We start from the raw sequence: 20358 nt of genomic DNA, 5'->3' as shown, positions 1-20358 counted from the left end.
CGCGATCACCCACGAGTGTGCCGCAGCCCTGCGCGGTTCGGCCTACCGGGCGTGGACGATCCGCACCCGCGTCGTCTCGAACCCGGCGCGCCCGAAGGCGGCGGCCATCGGAGCGTTCGCGGCGTCGGTCGTTCCCACGATGCGCTGCTCCCCGTCGTCGTGGTGCAGGTGGACCATCTGCGCCAGCAGCTCGTCCACGAACCCGCGCCCGCGGTGCTCCGGCAGGACACCGAGGTAGCTGATGCTGGCGTCGTAGGCCGTCCTGGTCGCGATCGTGAAGCCGACCGTCGTGCCATCGGCGAGAGTCGCGATCCGCCAGGCGTCGCGGCTGCCCGGCAGGGAGAGGTAGAACTGCAGATCGTCGTCGGCCAGCGCATCGACGCCCTGCTCCGCCACCATCGCGAGGGTGTGGGCATCGAGGCTGCCCGGCGCGACCGCCGCGAACAGGGTTCGGAACTCGTCGTCGGTCCCGGGCCGGAAGCCGAGCCGCCGAGGCCGCTGCGGACGCGGCGTCGAGTCGATCCGGGCGAAGCTGAGTCGCTCTGTCGAGCGGGTGAACCCGCCCGCGCGCGCGGCCCGTGAACGCCACTCGACGGCCTCGACCGCGGCCGGGTTCTGCGTCCACCGGACGTCGACGTCGACGTTGAACTCCAACGCCGGGCCGGCCCCGAATTCGGCGATCCCGGCACGGATCAGCGCGGCGCCGACCCCGTCGGGACGGGGCTCGGACTCCGCGACGAGGAGGCAGTCGAGAGTCACCGGGCGCTCGGCGTTCTCGCTCCCCCACCACAGGGCGCGGCCGACCGGGCGGTCACCGCGCTCAGCGATCCACGACCACTCGTACCGGTAGTTCCGTGTCCCCAGCTCGGCTGAGAGACGGGCTCGGTCGACCCAGGCCACCGGGTCCCTGCTCGACCACGCTTCGAGCGTGGGCTGGTCATCGTGCCGGGCCGGCCGGACCGTGAGAGCGCTGACGTCGTCGGTCACCGCGTCAGGCCCGCGGCCGGCGCAGCACGATCTCGTCGTCCTCCATCTCGCCAGTCTCCACGAACCCGAGCGACCGGTACAGACCGATCGCGGCCTGATTGTCCGGCGACACGGACAGGGCGGCCTCCCGGTACGGGGTACCGGACAGGGACGGCTCCTCGCGCTCCCACAGATCGAGCAGCGCCTGAACGGTCGCTCGACCCAGGCCACGGCGCTGGTGCTCGGAGTCGATGACGAGGCCGCCGATCCAGTGGCTGCCGTCATCGGGGTCCACGGCCCACATCACGTGTCCGACAGTCGCGCCGTCGGCCTCGACGGCGTAGGAGCGCCACAGGTCGCCGTACGCCGACAGGCACAGGTAGTACGTCGTGTCCGCGACCCACTCGCGCTGCCCTTCTGCTGGTCGGACGCGAGTGATGTCGCGCCAGTTGTCGGCGTCGACGGGAGTCAGGAGGACCATGCGCCCATTCTCGCGGTGCTCACGGCACGACCACGACCTTGACCCGGGTACGCCCCTCACCGACGTACGCGACCGCGTCCGCGACCTGATCGAGGGTGAAGATCCGCTCCGCGTGCGTGATGACCTCGCCACCGGCCACGAGCGCGCCGATCGGCTCGAAGAACGCGGGTCCCTGCTTCACCGCGAGGACGCCGAGCGAACGGCCGGTGGCCGCCCCCGTGACCGCTCCGACCGTCAGCACGCCCAGGAGCGTGCCCACGGATCCGCCCACGCAGCGGTAGGTCCCGCCGCGGGCGAGGGCGCGGCGGTACGCCAGCGGCGACCGGTGGGCGACCAGGTCGAGGACGAGGTCGTACGGCTCGGCCGTCCGCGTGAAGTCCTCGCGCTCGTAGTCGACAACCTCGTCGGCGCCCAGCGAGCGCATGAAGTCCTGCTTCGTGCCGTTGTCGACCGCAATGACGTGGGCGCCGCGTCGCTTCGCGAGCTGGATCGCGAAGGACCCTGAGCCGCCACCGGCTCCGTTGATCAGCACCCGCGCATCCGGGAGCGCCTTCTCGGTGCCCTGCCACGCGATGGCACCCGCCTGCGGGATCGTGGACGCCTCGGCGAAGCCGAGGCCTTCGGGCACGGGGGCCAACGCCGACTCCGGAGCGAGTGCGTACTCGGCGAAGCCGCCCTTGAGAGCCAGGTTGTCGCCGTACACCGCATCGCCCGGGCGGAAGCGGGTCACGGCCTCCCCGACCCGCTCGATCACACCGGCGATGTCCGAGCCGAGTGTCCTACGCGCCGGCCGACGCAGGCCGCCGATCCGCGCATAGACCGGCGAGCCCGTGAGGCACTCCCAGTCGCTCAGGTTCACCGACGTCGCCTCGATCCGAACGAGCACCTGACCTGAGGACGGCGACGGCACGGGCACGTCCTGCACCTGGAGCTGCTCGGGACCGCCGTACCGGTCGTACACCGCAGCTCTCATGCGGTCATCATCCTCTGCGCGCGAGCAACCCACCAGGAATCAGCGCCAGCTTCGCGAACCGCTCACCCATGAGGACGTGGGTCTCCGCGTCGGGGTGCAGAGCGTCCGGCAGCGGGTGGACCACTGCGTCGTCCTCGCCGTACAGCTCCGAGCCGTCGAGGTAGTGCAGGTTCGGGTCGTCCTGCCGGCGAGCCTCGACGATCTGGCGCATCTGCTCACGGATGACGCGCAGCGTGAGCTTGCCCCACGCCACGTCCGCGGGGTCGCCCACGGCCATGAACTTCACCGCGTCGGTCCCGAGCGTGGCCGGGTCCGGCCGGCCCGGGCCCGGGGTGTCCTCGTGGATCGGGCACAGGATCGGCGAGATCAACAGCAGCGGCGTGTCCGGATGACCGTCGCGGATCGTGTCGAGGAAGCCGTGCATCGCCGCGGTGAATCCGCGCAGCCGCATGAGGTCCGCGTTGACCAGGTTGATGCCGATCTTCACGCTGATGACGTCGGCCCGGAGGTCGCGCATCGTGCGCGCCGTCGCCGGGTCGAGCAGGGCGCTGCCACTGAAGCCGAGGTTGATCAGGTCCACCCCGGCAGCCGCCGACGCGATGGCCGGCCAGGTGCCGGTCGGTGTCAGCGCGTTCGAGCCGTGGCTGATCGAGCTGCCGTGGTGCAGCCAGACGGGACGGTCACCGGCGGGAACGGCCGACACCGGCGCGTCGGCGCGCAGCGCCACCAGCTCGGTCATCTCGTTGTGGGGAAGCCACAGCTCGACGGTCTTGTCCGTGCCGGGAAGACCGCCGAACGTGAGGGTTCCGGGCTCGCCGGCGCTCACGTCGCGCCCTCCGGTCGTCATGTCGATCGTCAGCACGACTCCCCCGTCGACCGAACCGCGCGCGGTGGGAACACCGTCGACGATCAGTTCGTAGACGCCGAGCGGTCGCGGTGGAGCGCCCACGTAGGCCACCCGGGTCGGGAACGCCTCCACCTCGATCGTGGTCGCGGCCGTGCGGAACACGAGCCGGACTCCGGACGGCTGCGCCTGCGCCATCAGCAGTTGCGGATCGGGCAGCTGGCGGCGCGCCCATGCCGGCAGCCGGTGTGGCTGCACGCCGCGTGGGGTGTGCTCGACCTCGACGACCCCGCGGAACAGCGAGGCATCGAGCGGGACGTCCTGCAGGTGGTCGGTCATCGGGCGGTCTCCTCGGAGGTGGCCGTGGTCGGCCAGTGGGTCAGGGCGGTGTCGAGGGCCTGCGTCATGCGCAGCCACGACGCCTCGGGATCGGGGTCGGAGTGGTCGAAGCTGCCGTGCACGTGCAGGCGGACGAAGCCGTTGACCGTGCTGCCGATCAGCCGCACGGCGTGGGTCTGCTCCTTGGGCGGAAGCCCGTAGCCACGCACCACCGCCAGCATCAGCGCGGCCACTCGGGCACCGGCAGCTCCGGCCTCGGGCGCGGTGATGCGCACCTGCGTGGACGCCCATCGGCCCGGGTGCTCGACGGCGTAGCCGCGCACCGCGTCGACCAGCGCCTCGAGCGCGTCGCGGCCCGCACGCCCGGCGAGCGCGAGGGCGAGCCGCTCCCCCAGCTCGGTCAGTGCCAGGGCGCTGACCCGGCCGCGCAGGTCGTCGGCGCCGTCGAGGTGGAAGTACACGCTGGCCGGCTTCACCCCGACGCGCCGGGCGACCTCCGAGACGGTGACGTGCTCGAAGCCCAGCTCGTCCGCGACGTCCGCGGCCGTGGCGCTGAGCGTCTGGCCGTTCAGTGCCGGTCTGGCAGATGCCATGGTGAACCTACTCCCCATCGATGGCCACCTACAGGCTATAGGCAACGTGTCGGGGAGGCGGCCTTCCGTCCCCCGACCTACCGTCGAAGAAGGCGGGCAGTGTGCCTCACCACACATCCGGCGAGGGGCCCCGTCCGCCGATCGCACCGACCGGGCAGCCGCCCGGTCGACAACTCGAGGTGGTCGAAGACGACCACCGCCCATGGGGGGCCCAGCATGTCAGAGCACAACTACACCCTGTTCGTCTCGACGTACGACGACACCGAGTCCGCCGCCGACGACTTCACGGCGATCAAGGACGTCGACGACCTCGTGGTCGCCGGTGTGGTCCTGTCTCGTGATGCGTCGGGGCAGACGAAGGTCGAGGAGCACGGCGGCAGCGTGGTCGCCGCCGGCACCACGGTCGGAGCCGTCGCCGGCCTCGTGGTCGGGCTCTTCGCGCCGCCGCTGCTGCTGTCAGGCGTGATCGGTGCCGCCATCGGCGCCGGCGCGGGCGCCATCGCGAAGCGGCACGAGGAGAAGAAGATCGGCGTGGACGCCGAGGAATGGCTCCCGCCGGGCTCCTCCGCACTGGTGGCCGTCGTCGACGACCTCTACCTCGACCGTGTCGACAAGGCGGTCACCAAGGCCGCCAAGAGGATCAGCAAGGCCATCGACAAGGGCGACTACGACGCCGTCGTGAAGGCCGTGAACGAGGGCGACGAGAAGGTCTTCGAAGCCGTCACGTCCTGACTCGAGCCGGGTCATCGCCGACGGCGGCGCGTGACCGCGCGAGGCGCGGGTACCTCGTCGTTACGCGTATGTCTCCAGCGCGCAGAGACATCCGCGAGGTCTGCCGGGTCGAGCCAACGGCCCGGCGGACCGCTTATGATCGGGTCCTCGACAACAACGAGCTCCCGGGGGGTGGCTGGTCGTGGGTCCCGAATCATCTGACATCGCCATGCGCATGGCGGACGCGGCCCGCGAGTTGGAGGATCAGCACGATCCTGCCGCGACCGTGAAGAACGCCGTCGAGTTGCTGGTCCGCCATGTCGAAGCGTGTTCCTCAGCCAGCATCTCGCTGGTGTACAGCAAGCGGCGCGTAGAGACCCCCGCCGCCAGTGACGACCTGGCAGCCCTCGGCGACCAGCTCCAGGAGCAGTTGAGCGAGGGTCCCGCGCTGAGCACGCTGTGGGAGCACGAGACGGTCTACATCCCGAACCTCATCGAGGACGCCCGTTGGCCCCGGTGGGGCTCACACCTCGCCGAGGCCACCGGTGCCCGCACCGTCCTGACCCTCCGCCTGTTCACGCTCTCGGAGGTCATCGGGGCACTCAGCATGTACTCGACCGAGGTCGACGCCTTCACCGCCGAGGATCAGGCGGAGGGACTCGCCCTGGCCGCTCACATCGCCATCGCCGTCCTCGCCGCGCAGAAGGTGGAGCGGTACGAGACGGCGTTGGACTCGCGCGCCATCATCGGCCAGGCCTGTGGCTTGCTGATGGAGCGCTACGACATCGACGCGACGAGGGCGTTCGCCCTGCTGACCCGCGTCTCCTCGACGGAGAACGTCAAGCTGCGCAGCATTGCGGCAGAACTCATCCACACCCGACACCTGCCGTAGCAACGAGGCCATGACACGACCGGTGCCGGGGCGAATCGCCCCGGCACCGGTCGTTCCTCAGGTGATCCGGCTACTGCACCCGGATCCGCATCGAGGTGCCGTACTGCTCGAGCACCCGGATCTTCACCCCGGCCCCGGCGACCTTCACGCCCGTCCGCGGCTGGCCCGCTTCCGCGAACGGCGTGAAGTACCGGTTCGGGTCGGAGTCGTCGAACAGCGGCTTGGCCGCCGCCCCACGGACGTAACTGCGGCGACCGTCGGCCGTCAGGTAGAACGAGTCCGACTTCTCCAGACCGAACGGTGCGTCGTACGTCTGGATCCGTCCGCGCCACGGCTGACCCTGCAGGTTGTAGAGCACCTGCGGGTTGGCGTCCACCGGCAGCACCAGTCCCGCACCGGGGTGCTGGCTGGTGTTGTTGTCGGTGTACGACGCGTCCCAGTAGTTCACCAGCAGGCCGTTCTGGTACGGGAACTTCTCCGCGAAGTTCGGCCGGTCCGGGAACCCGAAGTGGTACGGCCCGGTCCGCAGGTACTTGTCGTACGACACGTACGCACGGTTGCTGGCGAGGTAGAACCGGTCGGTCGCGGCCGTGATGCTGCTGCCCACCGACCTGAACCCGTCGAGCGTCCACCCGTTGGGTGAGGTCTCGGCGCCGTCGGCGAGGACGACCGTGGCACCGGCGGTGACGCGGATGTCGTCCACGAACAGACCCGACCAGCCCAGATCGGCATTCTGGCCCTGCACCGCACCGTCAGTGCGGTAGCGAGCCCGGAAGCCGATGGTCTGACCGGCATAGGGCGCCAGATCGTAGGACGCCGACACGTAGCCGTTGCTGACGCCGTCGATTCCGACCTCGTCAGCATCGGTCTCCGCATCAGGATCGATGGCCGCGGTCGGGAGCTGGACCCAGTTCCCACTGCCCGCGGGAGCCTCGACCTCGAACCATGCGTAGTCGTAGTCCTCCTCGATGTTGAACTGCGTCCTGAGGCTCAACGTCGCACCACCAGCGGGCACCGCGATGTCCGCACGGGACATGGAGGACTCGTAGTCGTCGCCCTGTCCGGACCACCACTGCCTGCTGCCCTCGGGCGGCGTGGGCAGCTGCGTGACGGTCTGCTTGTCCGGCAGCACCACGGCGACGCCTTGGGCATCCTCGGAGTTGTACTCGTGCGGGCCGAGCTCGATCGTCCGGTTCTGTCCGGCCACCACCGTCTCGTAGTCGAGCCAACCCAGCTGCAGCTTGTCCCAGACGCCGAGGTCGGCGGCACGCGTGCCGAGACCCTGGTCGCCCGTGTCCGACACGCGGCTCTGGGCCATCAGCGTCCACCAGTTGACGGGGTTGTCACCCGACGCCGAGGTGTCGTAGTGATCGGGCAGGCCGAGATCGTGACCGTACTCGTGAGCCACGACCGACAGGCCGCCGTTCTCGGGCTGGATCGTGTAGTCGGCCACCCAGACTCCGGTGTCGCCGATCTGCGCGCCCCCGTCGAGGTTGCCCTGGGGGCCGAAGACCCCGTCGCCGTTCTGGAACGCCTTCCAGCGGTGACTCCAGATGGCGTCCTCGCCGTAGATCGGATCCCCGTCGGCCTGGTCGCCGCCGGAGTGGATGATCTGGAAGCGATCGATGTAGCCGTCGGGCTCGTCGAAGTTGCCGTCACCGTCGAAGTCGTAACGGTCGCGGATGTCGTACTGCGCCACCGTCCGTCGGATCTGGGCGTCGGTCTTGCCGGCGGCCTTCTGGTCGGCGACCCACTGGGTCATGCCGTCCGCGACGAGGTTCCAGGTGTTGCTGCACACGTTGGAGGCGCACGGGTAACCGTCACTGCGGCCGTAGCGCGCCTGGTTGTAGGGCACCCGCGTGAAGTTGGTGACCATGCCCTCGACGCTGTACCGACCCGACGACTGACGCTCGTAGTAGGTCTTGAGCGACTCGACGCCGTCGCCCTCACCGAAGTAGAGGTTCTTGTAGTAGTTCTTGGTGTAGTTCTTGCGCCATTGGGTCCGGTTGTCGTCCGGGCCCGGCTTCGGGATCTCGTTGAACCGAGGCCCGTCGAAACGGGCCGGACCGACGGTGTTCGGCGCGGTGTCGCGGTCGGGGAAGTTCGGATGACGCTGGTCACCGAACTCCACCAGCAGGACGAAGACCTTGTCGGTGCGCTCGTTGGAGAGCTCGACGTACTGGTCCTGCGTCTCGTCCGCAGCAGCCTGGCGGCGGGCGTTCGGACTGGCGGCCGCGGGCTCGCGCCCGACCTTCAGCACCTCGTTGCCCTTGACCGTCTTGGGAGTCGCCTCCCCGCTGAGCACCTTGGCCCAGGCCTCCTGCCGCAGCGCGACCTGCTTCTCCGACTTGGGGTTCGGCAGGACGTGCGCGGGGTTGGACCCCTGTGGTTCTCCTCCGGGGCCTGTGGGCCCGGCAGGTGCGGCCGAAGCCGCCGGGACGACGGCGATCAGGCCGGCTCCCGCCATCAAAGCCAGGCTGACCCCGGCATGCGTGATTCTCACGTGGACATTCCTTTCGAAAGAAAGGGGAATCCGGCCGGGGGGCGTCGCGGCTCTCCTGTGTGATCTACGACATTAGGCCTCCGGGGCGCGCTTGGACAGTCCGAAATCTCGCGGACTCCTGTGTTCGCGTTGTCGGGACGAAGCATTAGTGTGTGCCCTGGTTCAACCCGGAGCCGATCAGGACTGAGCATCGACGTGTTCCGGAGAACGCATGACCGACAGTTCCCGTATGGCGGCCGCCCTGACCGAGGCCGCCCGCACCCTTCACGGCCCGCGCTCGCTGGCCGAGACCCTCGACACGATCGTCCAGACCGCCGTCATGACGCTGCCGGCGTTCGACCACGCCGGCGTCTCGATCATCCATCGCGACGGCCGCATCGAGACGGTGGCCGGCACCGATCCGCTGGTGTGGGAGCTCGACTCCCTGCAGTACGAGCTCGACGAGGGTCCCTGCCTCGACAGCCTGCGCGAGGAGCCGATGGTGCTGGTCGAGAACGCGGGCCAGGAGCACCGCTGGGCCAGCTACATCCCGAAGGCCCTGACGTCCGGGCTGCGTGCCCAGATGGCGCTGCGCCTGTACATCCAGGACGAGACCCTCGGCGGCCTCAACCTCTACTCGACGCGCGCCGACCGGGTGGATCCGGAGTCCCGCGAGTTGGCCGAGCTCTTCGCAACCCATGCCGCGATCGCCCTGGGCCGCGCCCGCCATGAGGACCGGCTCAACCAGACGATCGGCATCATCATGGAGCGCTACCAGCCCCCGAGGACGCGCGTTTCAGCCCCTGACCAGTCAGGGAGCCAGAGCACTGCTGCGCAGTGCCCACTCGAGGGCTCGGTCGGCCACCGCCTCCCAGCCGGGCGCCGCGCAGGTCCAGTGATCACGACCCTCGAGCTCGACGTACTCGGTGAGGGCCGGTGACTTGCGGTACCGACGCGCGTTCGACCGGTTCACCGCGGCCGGCATGATGTGGTCACTCCCACCGGCGATGAACAGCAGCGGCGCCCGATCCGCGGAGTAGTCCACCCATGTCTCCTGGTGACCGGGCTTAAAGTTCGCGGTCAGCCCGTACTCCCAGATCCAGTGGCCGGGGGCGGGGACGTGGTACGTGTCCCACACCTCGCGCGACTCCTGTTCTGTCAGGGTGTTGGTGAAGGCGTAGTGGAACTGCTCGGGCGTGAAGCCGAAGGCGCGCTTGCGCGTGGCCGGGTTGCTCAGCGCGGGCAGGAGTGACTTCAGCTGCGACGGCGGACTGACGCGCACGCCTTCCGTCGGCGCCGAGTCGATCACCACGCCCGCCGCCCCGAGGCCGCGCGCCAGCAGCAGTTGGGCCAGGGTGCCTCCGAAGGAGTGACCCATGATGATCGGCGGCTCGTCGAGTTCGCCGATCACCTGGGCCAGGTGATCCACGGTCTGCGGCACGGTCAGGTCGGCGATGACCTGCGGGGCCTGGCGCAGTGCCTCGACCTCGATCTCGAATCCGGGATAGGCGGGTGTGAGGACGCGGAGACCCTGGCCCTCGTAGTAGGTCTTCCAATGGTCCCAGCTGCGGGGAGTCATCCACAGTCCGTGGATGAGGACGACGGTGGTGAGGCGGTGGGGGTCGTTCATGGCGGGCCCTTCGGCGGCGCGGGGTGAAGCGGGGCTCGTGACCGAGCCGGGAGGACCGCAGCCCCGGGATGCCCGGCGACCTCTTCTGGCGTCCGCTTCGTTGCGCACACCGGCGACTGCTCGTGACTCTATCGCCGGGCGACGCGAGGACGCCAGAGCGCGAGACCCGGAAACGCTGGGTCTGGACGGACGGGCGTCGACCAGGCTCCCCCGGCTCGCTGACCGTGGGGTCGATCCAGGGACAGACGAGGGCGCCGAGGATCTCGGGCTCCTCGTGCAGCACCATCACCGGGCGGCCTCGCCCGTGCCTGGAGCAGTGGACACTCCATCCCTCAACGGATCTCGCGGCACCTCCAGAGTCAGCGCGCACGACCGAAGATTCTGTCAGTGGGGCCCACTACGTTGGGTTCATGAGTTCGAACCGGGCGATCGTGGCAGGTGACGCGGTCCGTCGCGCCCGGGCCGTCGCGGAGTTCGAGGAGTGGGAGTTCGTCGCCTCGTTCCACACCGGGCGAACGGCCGAGATCGACCGCACCGACGAGATCGTGCTGAGCAAGGAGCTGGCCCGCCGCGAGGTCACGCTCGAGTTGGCGCAGGCGTTGCACGTCACCGAGCGTCAGGTCTGGGCGATGGTCACCGAGGCGGCCACGGTCCGTGAGCGGATCCCCGGCGTGTGGCGTGCGTTCCACGACGGCGACATCGACGCCGCACGCGTCTCGGCGATCGCCGACACCGCCGAGCGTCTCCAGACGCCCGCTGCGTGGGCGCTCCTGGAGCACTCGGCGCCCGCGTACGCCGCCTCCCACACCATCACCGAGTTGCGCGGCTGGTTGCGCCGACTCCGTGCCCGGCTCGAACCCGACCACGTCCGCGAGGAAACCGCGCGGGCCGTCGAGGAACGCCGCGTGTCGATCACCCACCAGAGCGACGGCACATCTTGGCTGAACGCGCTGCTGCCCACAGGCGTGGCCATCGCCGTCGGCGAACGACTCCGTCGCGCAGCGAAGGCACTCCCCTCGATCGATCCCGACACCGGCGACACCGACCGCCGCACGCGCGATCAGAAGCAGGCCGACCTCGTCGCGCACTGGCTCACCTCGTGCACCGGCACGTCCACCGACATCCGCGCCGAGATCGCCATCAGCATCGACGCCACCGACCTCATCGGCCTGACCGACGGACCCGGACTGACCCACGACGGCGAGCCCGTCGGGGCCGACTGGGCCCGCGAGCTCGCCGCCTCCGAGCACGCCGTGCTGCGCCGGCTCGTCCTCGATCCGATCGGCCACGTCCTCGACACCGAGGTCCTCACCTATCGACCGCCCGAGAAGCTGCGCCAAGCACTTCGGTGGCGCGACGGCACCTGTCGCGTCACCGGCTGCCGCGCCCCGGTCCACGACACCGACCTCGACCACGCCACCGCGTACGACCGGGGCGGCACCACCGCCGCAGCCAACCTCCGGTGCCTCTGCCGCAAGCACCACAACATGAAGTCACACGGTCACCTCGCCGACCGACATCTCGACCCACCCCGCCGATTCATCGAGAGATACAGCGGTTCCCCGCGACCCCCGGGCTGATGTACCTTTGCTGAGGCTCGCCTAACTACGGGCGTCCGGCTGAGGTGAAACGATGCTCGGAACCTTCCTGATCGGCCTGCGCGAAGGCCTCGAGGCCTCCCTCGTGGTCGGCATCCTGATCGCCTACGTCCGCAAGATCGGTCGCGACGACGTCGTCCCGCGGATCTGGGCCGGAGTGGCGATCGCGGTGGCCCTCTCGCTGGGACTCGGCGCCCTGCTGACGTTCGGCACCTACGGGTTGACGTTCGAGGCGCAGGAGATCATCGGCGGCACCCTGTCGATCCTCGCGGTCGCACTGGTCACCTGGATGATCTTCTGGATGGCGCGCACGGCCCGCGGTCTCAAGCGCGACCTCGAGCACCAGATCGACGCCCGGCTCGACGGGCCCGGCTGGGGGCTCGTGGCCGTCGGCTTCGTCGCGGTCGCCCGTGAGGGCCTCGAGACGGCCCTGTTCCTGTGGAGCGCCGTCCGCTCGAGCGACGACGCTCCCCTGGCCTGGGTCGGCGCGGTGCTCGGACTGCTGACCGCCGTCTGCATCGGCTGGCTCATCTACCGGGGCATCGTGCGGATCAACCTCGCCACGTTCTTCACCTGGACGGGCGCGCTGTTGATCGTCGTCGCCGCGGGCATCCTCGCCTACGGCGTCCACGACCTGCAGGAGGCCGGCGTCCTGCCCGGACCGTGGACCCAGGGCGCCTCGGCGTGGGCGTTCCAGCTGAGCGACACCATCGACCCGTCGGGCCTGCCCGCCGCCCTGCTCAAGGGCACGATCGGCTTCTCCCCCGACATGACCAAGCTCGAACTCGCCGTGTGGGCGATCTACCTGGCCGTCGTCGGCGCCGCCTACGCGCGCGTCGTCCGCAAGCCCCGGCGCGCGGCCACCACCTCGACCGAAGGAACCCGTGCATGAACCGTCGCTCCCGCTCCACCGTGCTGGCCGTCGCCCTGGCGGGCACGCTCGCGCTGAGCGCCTGCGTGAAGAACTCCGAGTCGTCGGACGACGCCATCAAGGTCACCAGCACCGCCGACGGCTGCGAGGTCTCGGCGGCGAAGGCCGACAGCGGCACCATCACCTTCGACGTCACCAACGAGGGCGACAAGGTCACCGAGTTCTACCTGCTCGACAGCGACAAGCTGCGGATCATCGGCGAGGTCGAGAACATCGCGCCCGGCACCTCGCGCGGCCTGACGGTCCAGGCCCAGCCCGGCGACTACTTCACCGAGTGCAAGCCCGGCATGGTCGGCGACGGCGTCGGCAACGCGAAGTTCACCGTCAGCGGCGACGACCTCGCGGTCGACGAGGACGAGCAGAAGGCCATCGACGCGGCGGTCGCCTCGTACACGGCCTACACGAAGGACCAGGTCGCCGAGCTCGTCACGAATGTCGACGACTTCGTCGCGGCGTACACCTCCGGCGACGACGACACCGCCCGCCGCCTCTTCCCGATCACCCGCATCAACTACGAGCGCATCGAGCCCACGGCCGAGCAGTTCGGCGACCTCGACCCCAAGATCGACTACCGCAAGCCCGGCGCCGAGGCCGAGAACCTGCCGTTCACCGGGTTCCACCGCATCGAGATGGACCTGTGGCTCGACGAGGCGAAGACGAACTACCCCGACGAGAAGCTCAGCGCCCTCGACGACACAGGCCGCAAGGAGCTCGGCGAGCAGCTGGTCACCGACATCAAGGCGCTCTACGACAAGGTGCACTCGGCCGACTTCGTGTTGACGATCGGTGACATCACCAACGGGTCCATCGGCCTGCTGGACGAGGTCGCGGCGCCCGACGGCAAGCTCCCCGGCGAGGAGGACGAGTTCAGCCACACCGATCTGTACGACTTCTACGCCAACGTCGAGGGCGCCAAGGTCGCCTACGACTCGGTCCGGGAGATCGCCGCCGGCAAGGGCGCCGAGGGCAAGCAGCTGGTCGGCGACCTCGACCGGCAGTTCGCGGCCATGTTCGCGCTGCTGGAGACCCACGGCGACTACGAGCAGGGCTTCGTCTCGTACGACACGGTCAGGCAGCCGCAGCGCAACGAGCTGGGCGCCCAGCTCAACGCCCTGAGCGAGCCCCTGTCGCAACTGACCCACACCGTCCTGGGGGTCTCGAAGTCATGACCGGCGGACGGCTGTCGCGTCGGTCGGCCCTCGGGCTGATCGGAGCGGCGGGCGCCGTCGGCGTGACCGGCGGGTTCGCCGCCGGTGCCGCACGTGACGACGACGCCGAGCCGCAGGAGTCCGTCGTCCCGTTCCACGGCAAGCATCAGTCCGGAATCACGACACGGGTCCAGCAGCACCTCTACTTCGCGTCGTTCGACATGACCTCGACCGCCACGCGCGAGGACCTGAAGTCGCTGCTGGCCGACTGGACCGACGCCGCCGCGCGACTGACGCAGGGACGTGAGGTCACGACCGAGGGCGCCACCGGAGGCGGCCCGTACAAGCCGCCGGACGACACCGGCGAGGCGCTGGGCCTCGAGCCCAACGCGCTGACGATCACGTTCGGCTTCGGCCCCACCCTGTTCGCGGCCGACAGGTTCGGCCTCGAGAAGAAGCGACCGAAGGAGCTCGTCGAGCTGCCGTCCTTCGCCTTCGAACTGCTGGAGGACCGGTTCAGCGGCGGCGATCTGTGCATCCAGGCGTGCGCCGACGACCCGCAGGTCGCCGTGCACGCGATCCGCAACCTCTCGCGCATAGCGTTCGGCCGGGCACAGGTGCGCTGGACCCAACTGGGCTACGGCCGCACGTCCACCACCTCGAAGTCCCAGTCGACGCCGCGCAACCTCTTCGGCTTCAAGGACGGCACGGCCAACGTCTTCAGCAACGACGACTCCGACCTCGCCACGTGGGTCTGGGCCGACGGATCGGACCAGCCTTGGCTGGCCGGCGGTTCGTTCCTGGTCGCGCGCAAGATCCAGATGCTGATCGAGTCCTGGGACCGCGTCCGACTCGAGGAGCAGGAGGCCATCGTCGGCCGCGACAAGGGCCGGGGCGCCCCGCTGTCGGGAGGTTCGGAGTTCACCGAGCCGGACTTCGACGTGGTCTCCACGGCCGCACGCGGACCCGCGATCCCGATGGACTCGCACGTCCGGCTGGCCCATCCCACGCAGAACGGTGGCGCCCGGATGCTGCGGCGCGGCTATAACTACGTCGAGGGCAACAACGACCTGGGCCAGTTGAACGCCGGCCTGTTCTTCCTGGCGTTCGTGCGCTCACCGGAGCAGTTCGTCGGCGTGCAGCGATCACTGGCGAAGGACTCGCTCAACGAGTACATCCGCCACATCGGGTCCGCGATCTTCGCGGTCCCCGGCGGCATCCGCGCTGGGGAGTCGATCGGGAGCGGTCTCTTCTAGGCTGGACGTGTGGCACCGACGGCGCGCAAGCGGCTCGCACTGACCCTCGCGGTCACGCTCGTCGTGGTCGTTGCGGCAGCCGCCCTGGCAGTCACCGCGCTCCAGCGCGACGACGTCGAGGCCGGGCCCCAGCCCACTCTGCCGACGTTCCCCTCGCGGAGTCCGACACCCGAGCCGGACCCGTGCCGCGGGGGCGCCGACCGCGCGTTCGTCCCCGAGACGATCTCGATCCGGGGCAAGGACTACTCCGTGCTGGCGCTGCAGCGTGACGCCCAGAACGTGCCCGGCGTCCCGCCGCTGACCCCGTCGGGCAAGTGGGAGTTCGGCTGGGACGTCGCACCGAGCCCGCTGCCCGGATCGAGGCAAGGCCACGTGCTGGTGAACGCCCACACCTACCCCGACGGATCGGCCCTGGGCAACCGGTTGTTCACGCAGTTGCCCCAGGGCACGATCCTGGAGGTTCGCGGCGAGGGTCAGGTGCAGTGCTACCGCGTCGAGCGCCGGTTCGAGGTCCCGGCCGACAGCCGCGACAGCGGCTACGAGAACGACGACGGGCCGCGCCGCCTCGCCATCCTGGCCTGCTCGGGCGACCGCTCGCCGTCCGGCGACTGGTCGCACCGCACCATCTGGTTCGCGAAAGCGGTGAACGCTACTCCGTCGGCTCCGAGGGCTCCGAGGGCTCCGAGGGCTCCGTCGGCTCCGACGGCGGCACCGGCTTCGTCTTGACCTGGGAGACCTTCGAGAGCAGTCCGTTCACGAAGCGCGGCGACTCGTCCGTGGACAGCTCCTTCGCCAGCTCGACGGCCTCACTGATCGCCACGGCGTCGGGCACGTCGTCGAGGTACTTGATCTCGTACACCGCGATCCGCAGCAGGTTGCGGTCGACGGCCGGCATGCGGTCGAGCGTCCACCCGACGGAGTACTCCGCCAGCAGGGCGTCGATCTCGCCGATGTTCGCGGCCACGCCCTCGACGAGCGAGACCGTGTAAGGGTTGACCGGCGGGTCGTTGACCTCCAGCCGGTCGGCCAGGGTGCCGTCGGCCGACAAACCGCGGGACTCGGACTCGAAGAGGATGTCCAGGGCCCGCTTGCGGTACTTGGTGCGTGCTCCCATCAGGCCTTCACACGACCGAGGTAGCTGCCGTCGCGGGTGTCGACCTTGATCTTCTCGCCGGAGTCGATGAACAGCGGGACCTGGATCTCCTTGCCCGTCTCGAGGCGCGCGGGCTTGGTGCCACCGCTGGAGCGGTCGCCCTGCAGGCCCGGGTCGGTGTGCTCGATGACGAGCTCGACCGAGGCGGGCAGCTCGACGTAGAGGACCCGGCCCTCGTTCGTGGCGACGACGGCGTCCTGGTTCTCGAGCAGGTAGTCGACGGTGGAGCCCATGATCTCGGGCGTGACCTCGATCTGGTCGAACGTCGCCGTGTCCATGAAGACGTAGTTGGCGCCGTCGTTGTACAGGTACTGCATGTCGCGCTTGTCGACGCTGGCCGTCTCGACCTTGGTGCCGGCGTTGAAGGTGCGGTCCAGCGTCTTGCCGGACTCGACGTCCTTCAGCTTGGTCCGGACGAAGGCCGGGCCCTTGCCGGGCTTGACGTGCTGGAACTCGATGACGGCGAGCAGCCGTCCGTCGATCTTGAGCACCATGCCGTTCTTGAGGTCGTTCGTGGTTGCCATCAGTCGATCTCCAGGAGTTCTTTGGTGATGTCGGTGAGCACGTCCGGCTCACCGCCATGGTCGGGGTCGGTGACGAGGACCGTGTCCTCGATGCGCACGCCCCCTCGACCCGGAAGATAGATCCCCGGTTCCATCGTCAGGACGGTGCGGCTGGCAAGTCTACCGGGGTGCGCCGCGGCGATGAACGGGTCCTCGTGGATCTGCAGTCCGACCCCGTGTCCGAGGCCCGTCGTGAAGGCCTCCAGCCAGCCGGCGCGCTCGAGCGAGTCACGCGCCGCGGCGTTGGACTCGGCCACCGGGACACCCGGGCGGAGCCGGTCGAGGCCCGCGGCCTGGGACTCGCGGACGGCGGCGTGGATCTCGCGCTGCCAGTCGGCGGCGGGGCCGATGACGACGGTGCGAGTGCAGTCCGCGTGATAGCCGTCGACCCGGGCGCCGAAGTCGATCTTGACGAGGTCCCCGACCCGCAGTTCGCGGTCGGTGGGCTGGTGGTGCGGGATCGCGGAGTTCTCGCCGGCGGCCAGGATCGTGTCGAACGCACGGTCCTCGGCGCCCAGCTCGAGCATCCGCCACTCCAGGTCGCGGGCCACCTCGCGCTCGGCGCGCCCGGCCAGCTGCCCCACCAGCAGGGCCTCGAGCGCGGCGCACGAGATCTCACAGGCCCGGCGCAGCGCGGCGATCTCGGTGTCGTCCTTGACCTCGCGCAGGCGCTCGACGAGCCGCCCCGAGGCCTCGGGACGGCCCAGCTTCTCCCACGAGTCGACGTCGATCAGGTGCGTCTCGGCGACGAGGTCGGCCGGAGCGCGGCCGGCGGCCACACCGATGAGGTCGCGGGTCACGACGATCTCGACGTCGCCCAGTCCGGCGGCTTCGAGCTCAGCCGCGGCCTGGTCGCGGTAGCGGCCGTCGGTCAGGAAGACCGGGTCGTGCTCGAGGGGAACCAACAGCGCGCCGTTCGAGCCGGTGAAGCCGGTCAGGTACCGCACGTTCACCAGGTCGGACACGAACATCGCGGCGTGGCCGCTGTCGGCCAGCAGGACCCGGAGTCGCGCGATGCGCGAGTCGTCAGCCACGAACGGCCTGCCAGCAGTCGCGCAGGACCGACTCGTCGGGCCCCGCGAGGATGGTCGGGCTGGCGAGTCCGTCGAGCACCACGAACCGCAGCTGGTCGCCGCGGGTCTTCTTGTCCAGGCGCATGCCGCTGAGCAGCTCCTCGAACGTCGCTCCGTCGTAGCTCGTCGGCAGGCCCACGAGGCCCAGCGTGGCACGGTGGCGCGCCAACAGCTCGTCGTCGATCAGGCCACGGCGGTGCGCGAGCTCGGCGACGAACACCATGCCGACGCTGATCGCCTCACCGTGGCGGATTGCGTACCTCTCGTGTCGCTCGATGGCATGGCCGAGGGTGTGGCCGTAGTTGAGCGCCTCGCGGCCGATGGATCCGTCGGCGCCGGTCTCGCGCAGGTCGCCGGCGACCGTGCGGGCCTTGACCGCGATGCCGCGCGTGACGAGATCGGCGAGCAGGTCGTCGGTCGGGTCGAGCGCACGCTCGGGCGAGGCCTCGACGTCGGCCAGGATCGTGGGATCGGCGATGAAGCCGCACTTCACGACCTCGGCCAGTCCCCCGCGCAGCTCGCGGACCGGCAGGTCCACCAGCGTGCTGAGGTCGCACAGCACGCCGATCGGCTCGTGGAAGGCGCCGACCAGGTTCTTGCCCGCGGCGACGTTGATCCCGGTCTTGCCGCCGACAGCCGCGTCGACCATTCCCAGCACCGTGGTGGGCACGGTGACGAAGCGGACGCCGCGCAGCCAGCTGGCAGCGACGAATCCGGCGAGGTCCGTGGTGGCCCCTCCCCCCACACCGATGACCAGGTCGGAGCGCGTGAAGCCGTGCATCCCCAGCTGGTCCCAGCAGTGGGCCAGGAACTCGACCGTCTTGGCCTGCTCGCCGTCGGGAGCCTCGATCAGCAGCACCTCGCGACCGTGCAGGTGCAGGGCGAGGCCCTCGGCCACCCCACGAACCGGCGCGGCGTGGATGATCGCGACGCGCAGCGTGTCCTCGGGGACGAGAGTCTCGAGTTCGGCCAGCACGTGGTGACCGACGACGACCTCGTACGGCTGGGCCGTCTGGACGGCGACGCGGCGGGTCATCGGCCCAGCTCGGCCAGGACGCGGTCGACGACCTCGTCGGGGGTGAGCTCGTTCGTGTCGACGGTGAACGTCGCGACCTCGTTGTACAGCGGACGGCGGGCGTCCATGAGCGCCTTGAGCTGGCCCCGGACGTTGCCCAGCAGCAGCGGACGGCCCGAGTTCATGCCGACGCGGGCGGCGGCACGGGCCAGTCCGACGTCCAGGTGCGCGACCGTGTGGTCGGCCAGCAGCGCGCGGGTGCCGGCGTCCATCACGGCGCCACCACCCAGCGCCAGCACTCCCCCGTGGGAGCGCAGCGCCTCGGCGACGGCCGCAGCCTCCAGCTCGCGGAAGACGGGCTCACCGCGGCCGACGAAGATGTCCTGCACGCTCTCGCCCTCGGACGCCTCGACGTCCTGGTCGGTGTCGCGGACCTCGACCCCGAGCCGCTGCGCCAGCAGCTCGGCGACCGTGGTCTTGCCGGCGCCGGGAGGGCCGACGACCACGACGACGGGACGGCTCGTGGTCACCGGTAGCTCAGGTTCTCGAGGTAGCTGCGGACGTTGCGGGAGGTCTCGCCGACGGAGTCGCCGCCGAACTTCTCCAGCAGCGCGTCGGCCACGACGAGCGCGACCATCGCCTCGGCGACGATGCCGGCGGCCGGGACGGCGCAGACGTCCGAGCGCTGGTGGTGCGCCCGGGTCTCCTCGCCGGTCTGGACGTCGATCGTGCGCAGCGCGCGCGGAACCGTCGCGATGGGCTTCATCGCGGCGCGGACGCGCAGCAGCTCGCCGGTGGTCATGCCGCCCTCGGTGCCGCCGGCGCGACCGGAGACGCGGCGGATGCCCTCGGGCGTGGGGACGATCTCGTCGTGCGCCAGCGAGCCACGCGTGCGCGCCAGCTCGAAGCCGTCACCGAGCTCGACGCCCTTGATGGCCTGGATGCCCATCAGCGCGGCGGCCAGGCGGCTGTCGAGGCGACGGTCCCACTGCGTGTGCGAGCCCAGGCCCGGCGGAAGTCCCTCGACGATGACCTCGACGACGCCGCCGAGCGTGTCGCCGTCCTTGTGCGCGGCGTCGACCTCGGCGACCATCGCGGTCGACGTCTCGGGGTCGAAGCAGCGCAGCGGATCGGCGTCGAGCCGCTCGACGTCGCGGTGGCGCGGCAGCAGGCCGGCCGGGGCCTTGACCGTGCCCAGCTCGACGACGTGGCTGACGATCGTCGCGCCCGTGGTCTGGGCGATGAACTGCGCGGCGATCTCGCCGAGCGCGACGCGGGCGGCGGTCTCGCGGGCGCTGGCGCGCTCGAGGATCGGGCGGGCCTCGTCGAAGTCGAACTTCTGCATGCCGGCCAGGTCGGCATGACCCGGGCGCGGGCGCGTCAGCGGCGCGTTGCGCTTGAGCCCGGCGAGGGTCTCGGGGTCGACGGGGTCGGCCGCCATGACCTGGTCCCACTTGGGCCACTCGCTGTTGCCGATGCGCATCGCGATCGGGCTGCCGAGCGTGCGGCCGTGGCGGATGCCGCCGATGATCTCGAGCTCATCGGCCTCGAACGCCATGCGGGCACCGCGGCCGTAGCCGAGGCGACGCCGCGCGAGGGCGGCCTGGATCTCCTTGCTGGTCACCTCGACCCCGGCCGGGAGGCCGTCGAGGGTGGCGACAAGGGCGGGGCCGTGTGACTCTCCGGCGGTCAACCAACGAAGCATGGGGC

General features: G+C 70.2%; 20 protein-coding genes and 1 pseudogene. 8 read left to right on the top strand and 13 right to left on the bottom strand.

The features are described from left to right. Nucleotides 1-42: 42 nt before the first annotated feature. From NP095_RS07135 to NP095_RS07115, 5 genes are read right to left on the bottom strand one after another with little or no spacing between them, the layout of a single operon-like run. Nucleotides 43-987: a GNAT family N-acetyltransferase gene (locus NP095_RS07135; RefSeq protein ID WP_232416646.1), complete on the bottom strand. Its 945-nt coding sequence runs from the start codon at nt 985-987 to the stop codon at nt 43-45. Nucleotides 988-991: 4 nt separating this feature from the next. Beyond that, entirely contained in the window at nt 992-1447 is a 456-nt protein-coding gene (locus NP095_RS07130; protein WP_232416648.1) for a GNAT family N-acetyltransferase, read from the bottom strand. A gap of 19 nt (nt 1448-1466) precedes the next feature. Then, on the bottom strand, nt 1467-2420 hold the full coding sequence (locus NP095_RS07125; RefSeq protein WP_232416650.1) for an NAD(P)-dependent alcohol dehydrogenase: 954 nt from the start codon (nt 2418-2420) through the stop codon (nt 1467-1469). A 7-nt stretch (nt 2421-2427) separates the two neighbouring features. After that, nucleotides 2428-3603, bottom strand: coding sequence for an SGNH/GDSL hydrolase family protein (locus NP095_RS07120; protein ID WP_232416651.1), 1176 nt, complete (start codon nt 3601-3603; stop codon nt 2428-2430). Then, on the bottom strand, nt 3600-4196 hold the full coding sequence (locus NP095_RS07115) for a TetR/AcrR family transcriptional regulator (RefSeq protein ID WP_232416653.1): 597 nt from the start codon (nt 4194-4196) through the stop codon (nt 3600-3602). The genes NP095_RS07120 and NP095_RS07115 overlap by 4 nt, the downstream gene beginning before the upstream one ends. 216 nt (nt 4197-4412) lie before the next feature. Between NP095_RS07115 and NP095_RS07110 the strand changes: the two genes are divergently transcribed. Together NP095_RS07110 and NP095_RS07105 are read left to right on the top strand one after the other, a co-directional pair. Next, on the top strand, nt 4413-4928 hold the full coding sequence (locus tag NP095_RS07110; RefSeq protein ID WP_232416655.1) for a DUF1269 domain-containing protein: 516 nt from the start codon (nt 4413-4415) through the stop codon (nt 4926-4928). Nucleotides 4929-5136: 208 nt separating this feature from the next. Then, complete coding sequence (locus tag NP095_RS07105; protein ID WP_232416657.1) at nt 5137-5799, top strand: GAF and ANTAR domain-containing protein; 663 nt, start codon at nt 5137-5139, stop codon at nt 5797-5799. Nucleotides 5800-5869: 70 nt separating this feature from the next. Here the strand turns inward: NP095_RS07105 and NP095_RS07100 are convergent, their stop codons facing one another. Continuing rightward, nucleotides 5870-8302 carry an immune inhibitor A domain-containing protein gene (locus NP095_RS07100; protein ID WP_256766132.1) on the bottom strand — a complete coding sequence of 811 codons (2433 nt, stop codon included), beginning with the start codon at nt 8300-8302 and terminating at the stop codon, nt 5870-5872. A 211-nt stretch (nt 8303-8513) separates the two neighbouring features. Between NP095_RS07100 and NP095_RS07095 the strand changes: the two are divergent. Next, nucleotides 8514-8984, top strand: a pseudogene (locus NP095_RS07095) (GAF domain-containing protein); the annotation flags it as partial. A 108-nt stretch (nt 8985-9092) separates the two neighbouring features. On the opposite strand, the gene NP095_RS07090 reads toward NP095_RS07095, so the two are convergent. After that, nucleotides 9093-9911, bottom strand: coding sequence for an alpha/beta hydrolase (locus NP095_RS07090; RefSeq protein ID WP_232416661.1), 819 nt, complete (start codon nt 9909-9911; stop codon nt 9093-9095). 410 nt (nt 9912-10321) lie between these two features. Between NP095_RS07090 and NP095_RS07085 the strand changes: the two genes are divergently transcribed. Genes NP095_RS07085 through NP095_RS07065 form a run of 5 tightly spaced genes read left to right on the top strand, consistent with a single transcriptional unit; the run spans nt 10322 to nt 15570 of the window. Then, nucleotides 10322-11491: an HNH endonuclease signature motif containing protein gene (locus NP095_RS07085; protein ID WP_232416663.1), complete on the top strand. Its 1170-nt coding sequence runs from the start codon at nt 10322-10324 to the stop codon at nt 11489-11491. Between the two features lie 52 nt (nt 11492-11543). Beyond that, nucleotides 11544-12401 (top strand): iron uptake transporter permease EfeU, encoded by an 858-nt coding sequence (gene efeU, locus NP095_RS07080; RefSeq protein WP_232416665.1) that lies wholly within the window; start codon nt 11544-11546, stop codon nt 12399-12401. Next, entirely contained in the window at nt 12398-13609 is a 1212-nt protein-coding gene (gene efeO / locus NP095_RS07075; protein ID WP_232416667.1) for an iron uptake system protein EfeO, read from the top strand. Before efeU ends, efeO begins: the two co-directional genes overlap by 4 nt. Continuing rightward, nucleotides 13606-14844 (top strand): iron uptake transporter deferrochelatase/peroxidase subunit, encoded by a 1239-nt coding sequence (efeB, locus tag NP095_RS07070; protein ID WP_232416669.1) that lies wholly within the window; start codon nt 13606-13608, stop codon nt 14842-14844. The genes efeO and efeB overlap by 4 nt, the downstream gene beginning before the upstream one ends. A 9-nt stretch (nt 14845-14853) precedes the next feature. Continuing rightward, nucleotides 14854-15570: a class F sortase gene (locus tag NP095_RS07065; protein WP_232416670.1), complete on the top strand. Its 717-nt coding sequence runs from the start codon at nt 14854-14856 to the stop codon at nt 15568-15570. Here NP095_RS07065 and nusB read toward each other — a convergent pair. Genes nusB through aroC form a run of 6 tightly spaced genes read right to left on the bottom strand, consistent with a single transcriptional unit; the run spans nt 15494 to nt 20353 of the window. Next, nucleotides 15494-15958, bottom strand: coding sequence for a transcription antitermination factor NusB (nusB, locus tag NP095_RS07060; RefSeq protein ID WP_232416672.1), 465 nt, complete (start codon nt 15956-15958; stop codon nt 15494-15496). The genes NP095_RS07065 and nusB overlap by 77 nt on opposite strands. Beyond that, complete coding sequence (gene efp / locus NP095_RS07055) at nt 15958-16524, bottom strand: elongation factor P (RefSeq protein WP_249378235.1); 567 nt, start codon at nt 16522-16524, stop codon at nt 15958-15960. The genes nusB and efp overlap by 1 nt, the downstream gene beginning before the upstream one ends. Further along, nucleotides 16521-17594: a M24 family metallopeptidase gene (locus tag NP095_RS07050; RefSeq protein WP_232416675.1), complete on the bottom strand. Its 1074-nt coding sequence runs from the start codon at nt 17592-17594 to the stop codon at nt 16521-16523. The genes efp and NP095_RS07050 overlap by 4 nt, the downstream gene beginning before the upstream one ends. Further along, nucleotides 17587-18669 (bottom strand): 3-dehydroquinate synthase, encoded by a 1083-nt coding sequence (gene aroB / locus NP095_RS07045; RefSeq protein WP_232416676.1) that lies wholly within the window; start codon nt 18667-18669, stop codon nt 17587-17589. The genes NP095_RS07050 and aroB overlap by 8 nt, the downstream gene beginning before the upstream one ends. Continuing rightward, nucleotides 18666-19178 (bottom strand): shikimate kinase, encoded by a 513-nt coding sequence (locus tag NP095_RS07040; protein ID WP_232416678.1) that lies wholly within the window; start codon nt 19176-19178, stop codon nt 18666-18668. The genes aroB and NP095_RS07040 overlap by 4 nt, the downstream gene beginning before the upstream one ends. Continuing rightward, complete coding sequence (gene aroC / locus NP095_RS07035; RefSeq protein WP_232416680.1) at nt 19175-20353, bottom strand: chorismate synthase; 1179 nt, start codon at nt 20351-20353, stop codon at nt 19175-19177. Before aroC ends, NP095_RS07040 begins: the two co-directional genes overlap by 4 nt. Between the last annotated feature and the right edge of the window lie 5 nt (nt 20354-20358).

This window comes from Aeromicrobium duanguangcaii, from assembly GCF_024508295.1.
GTDB lineage: Bacteria > Actinomycetota > Actinomycetes > Propionibacteriales > Nocardioidaceae > Aeromicrobium > Aeromicrobium duanguangcaii.
The sequence above is the reverse complement of the archived record's forward strand: the minus strand, read 5'-3'. Positions and strand labels throughout refer to the sequence as shown.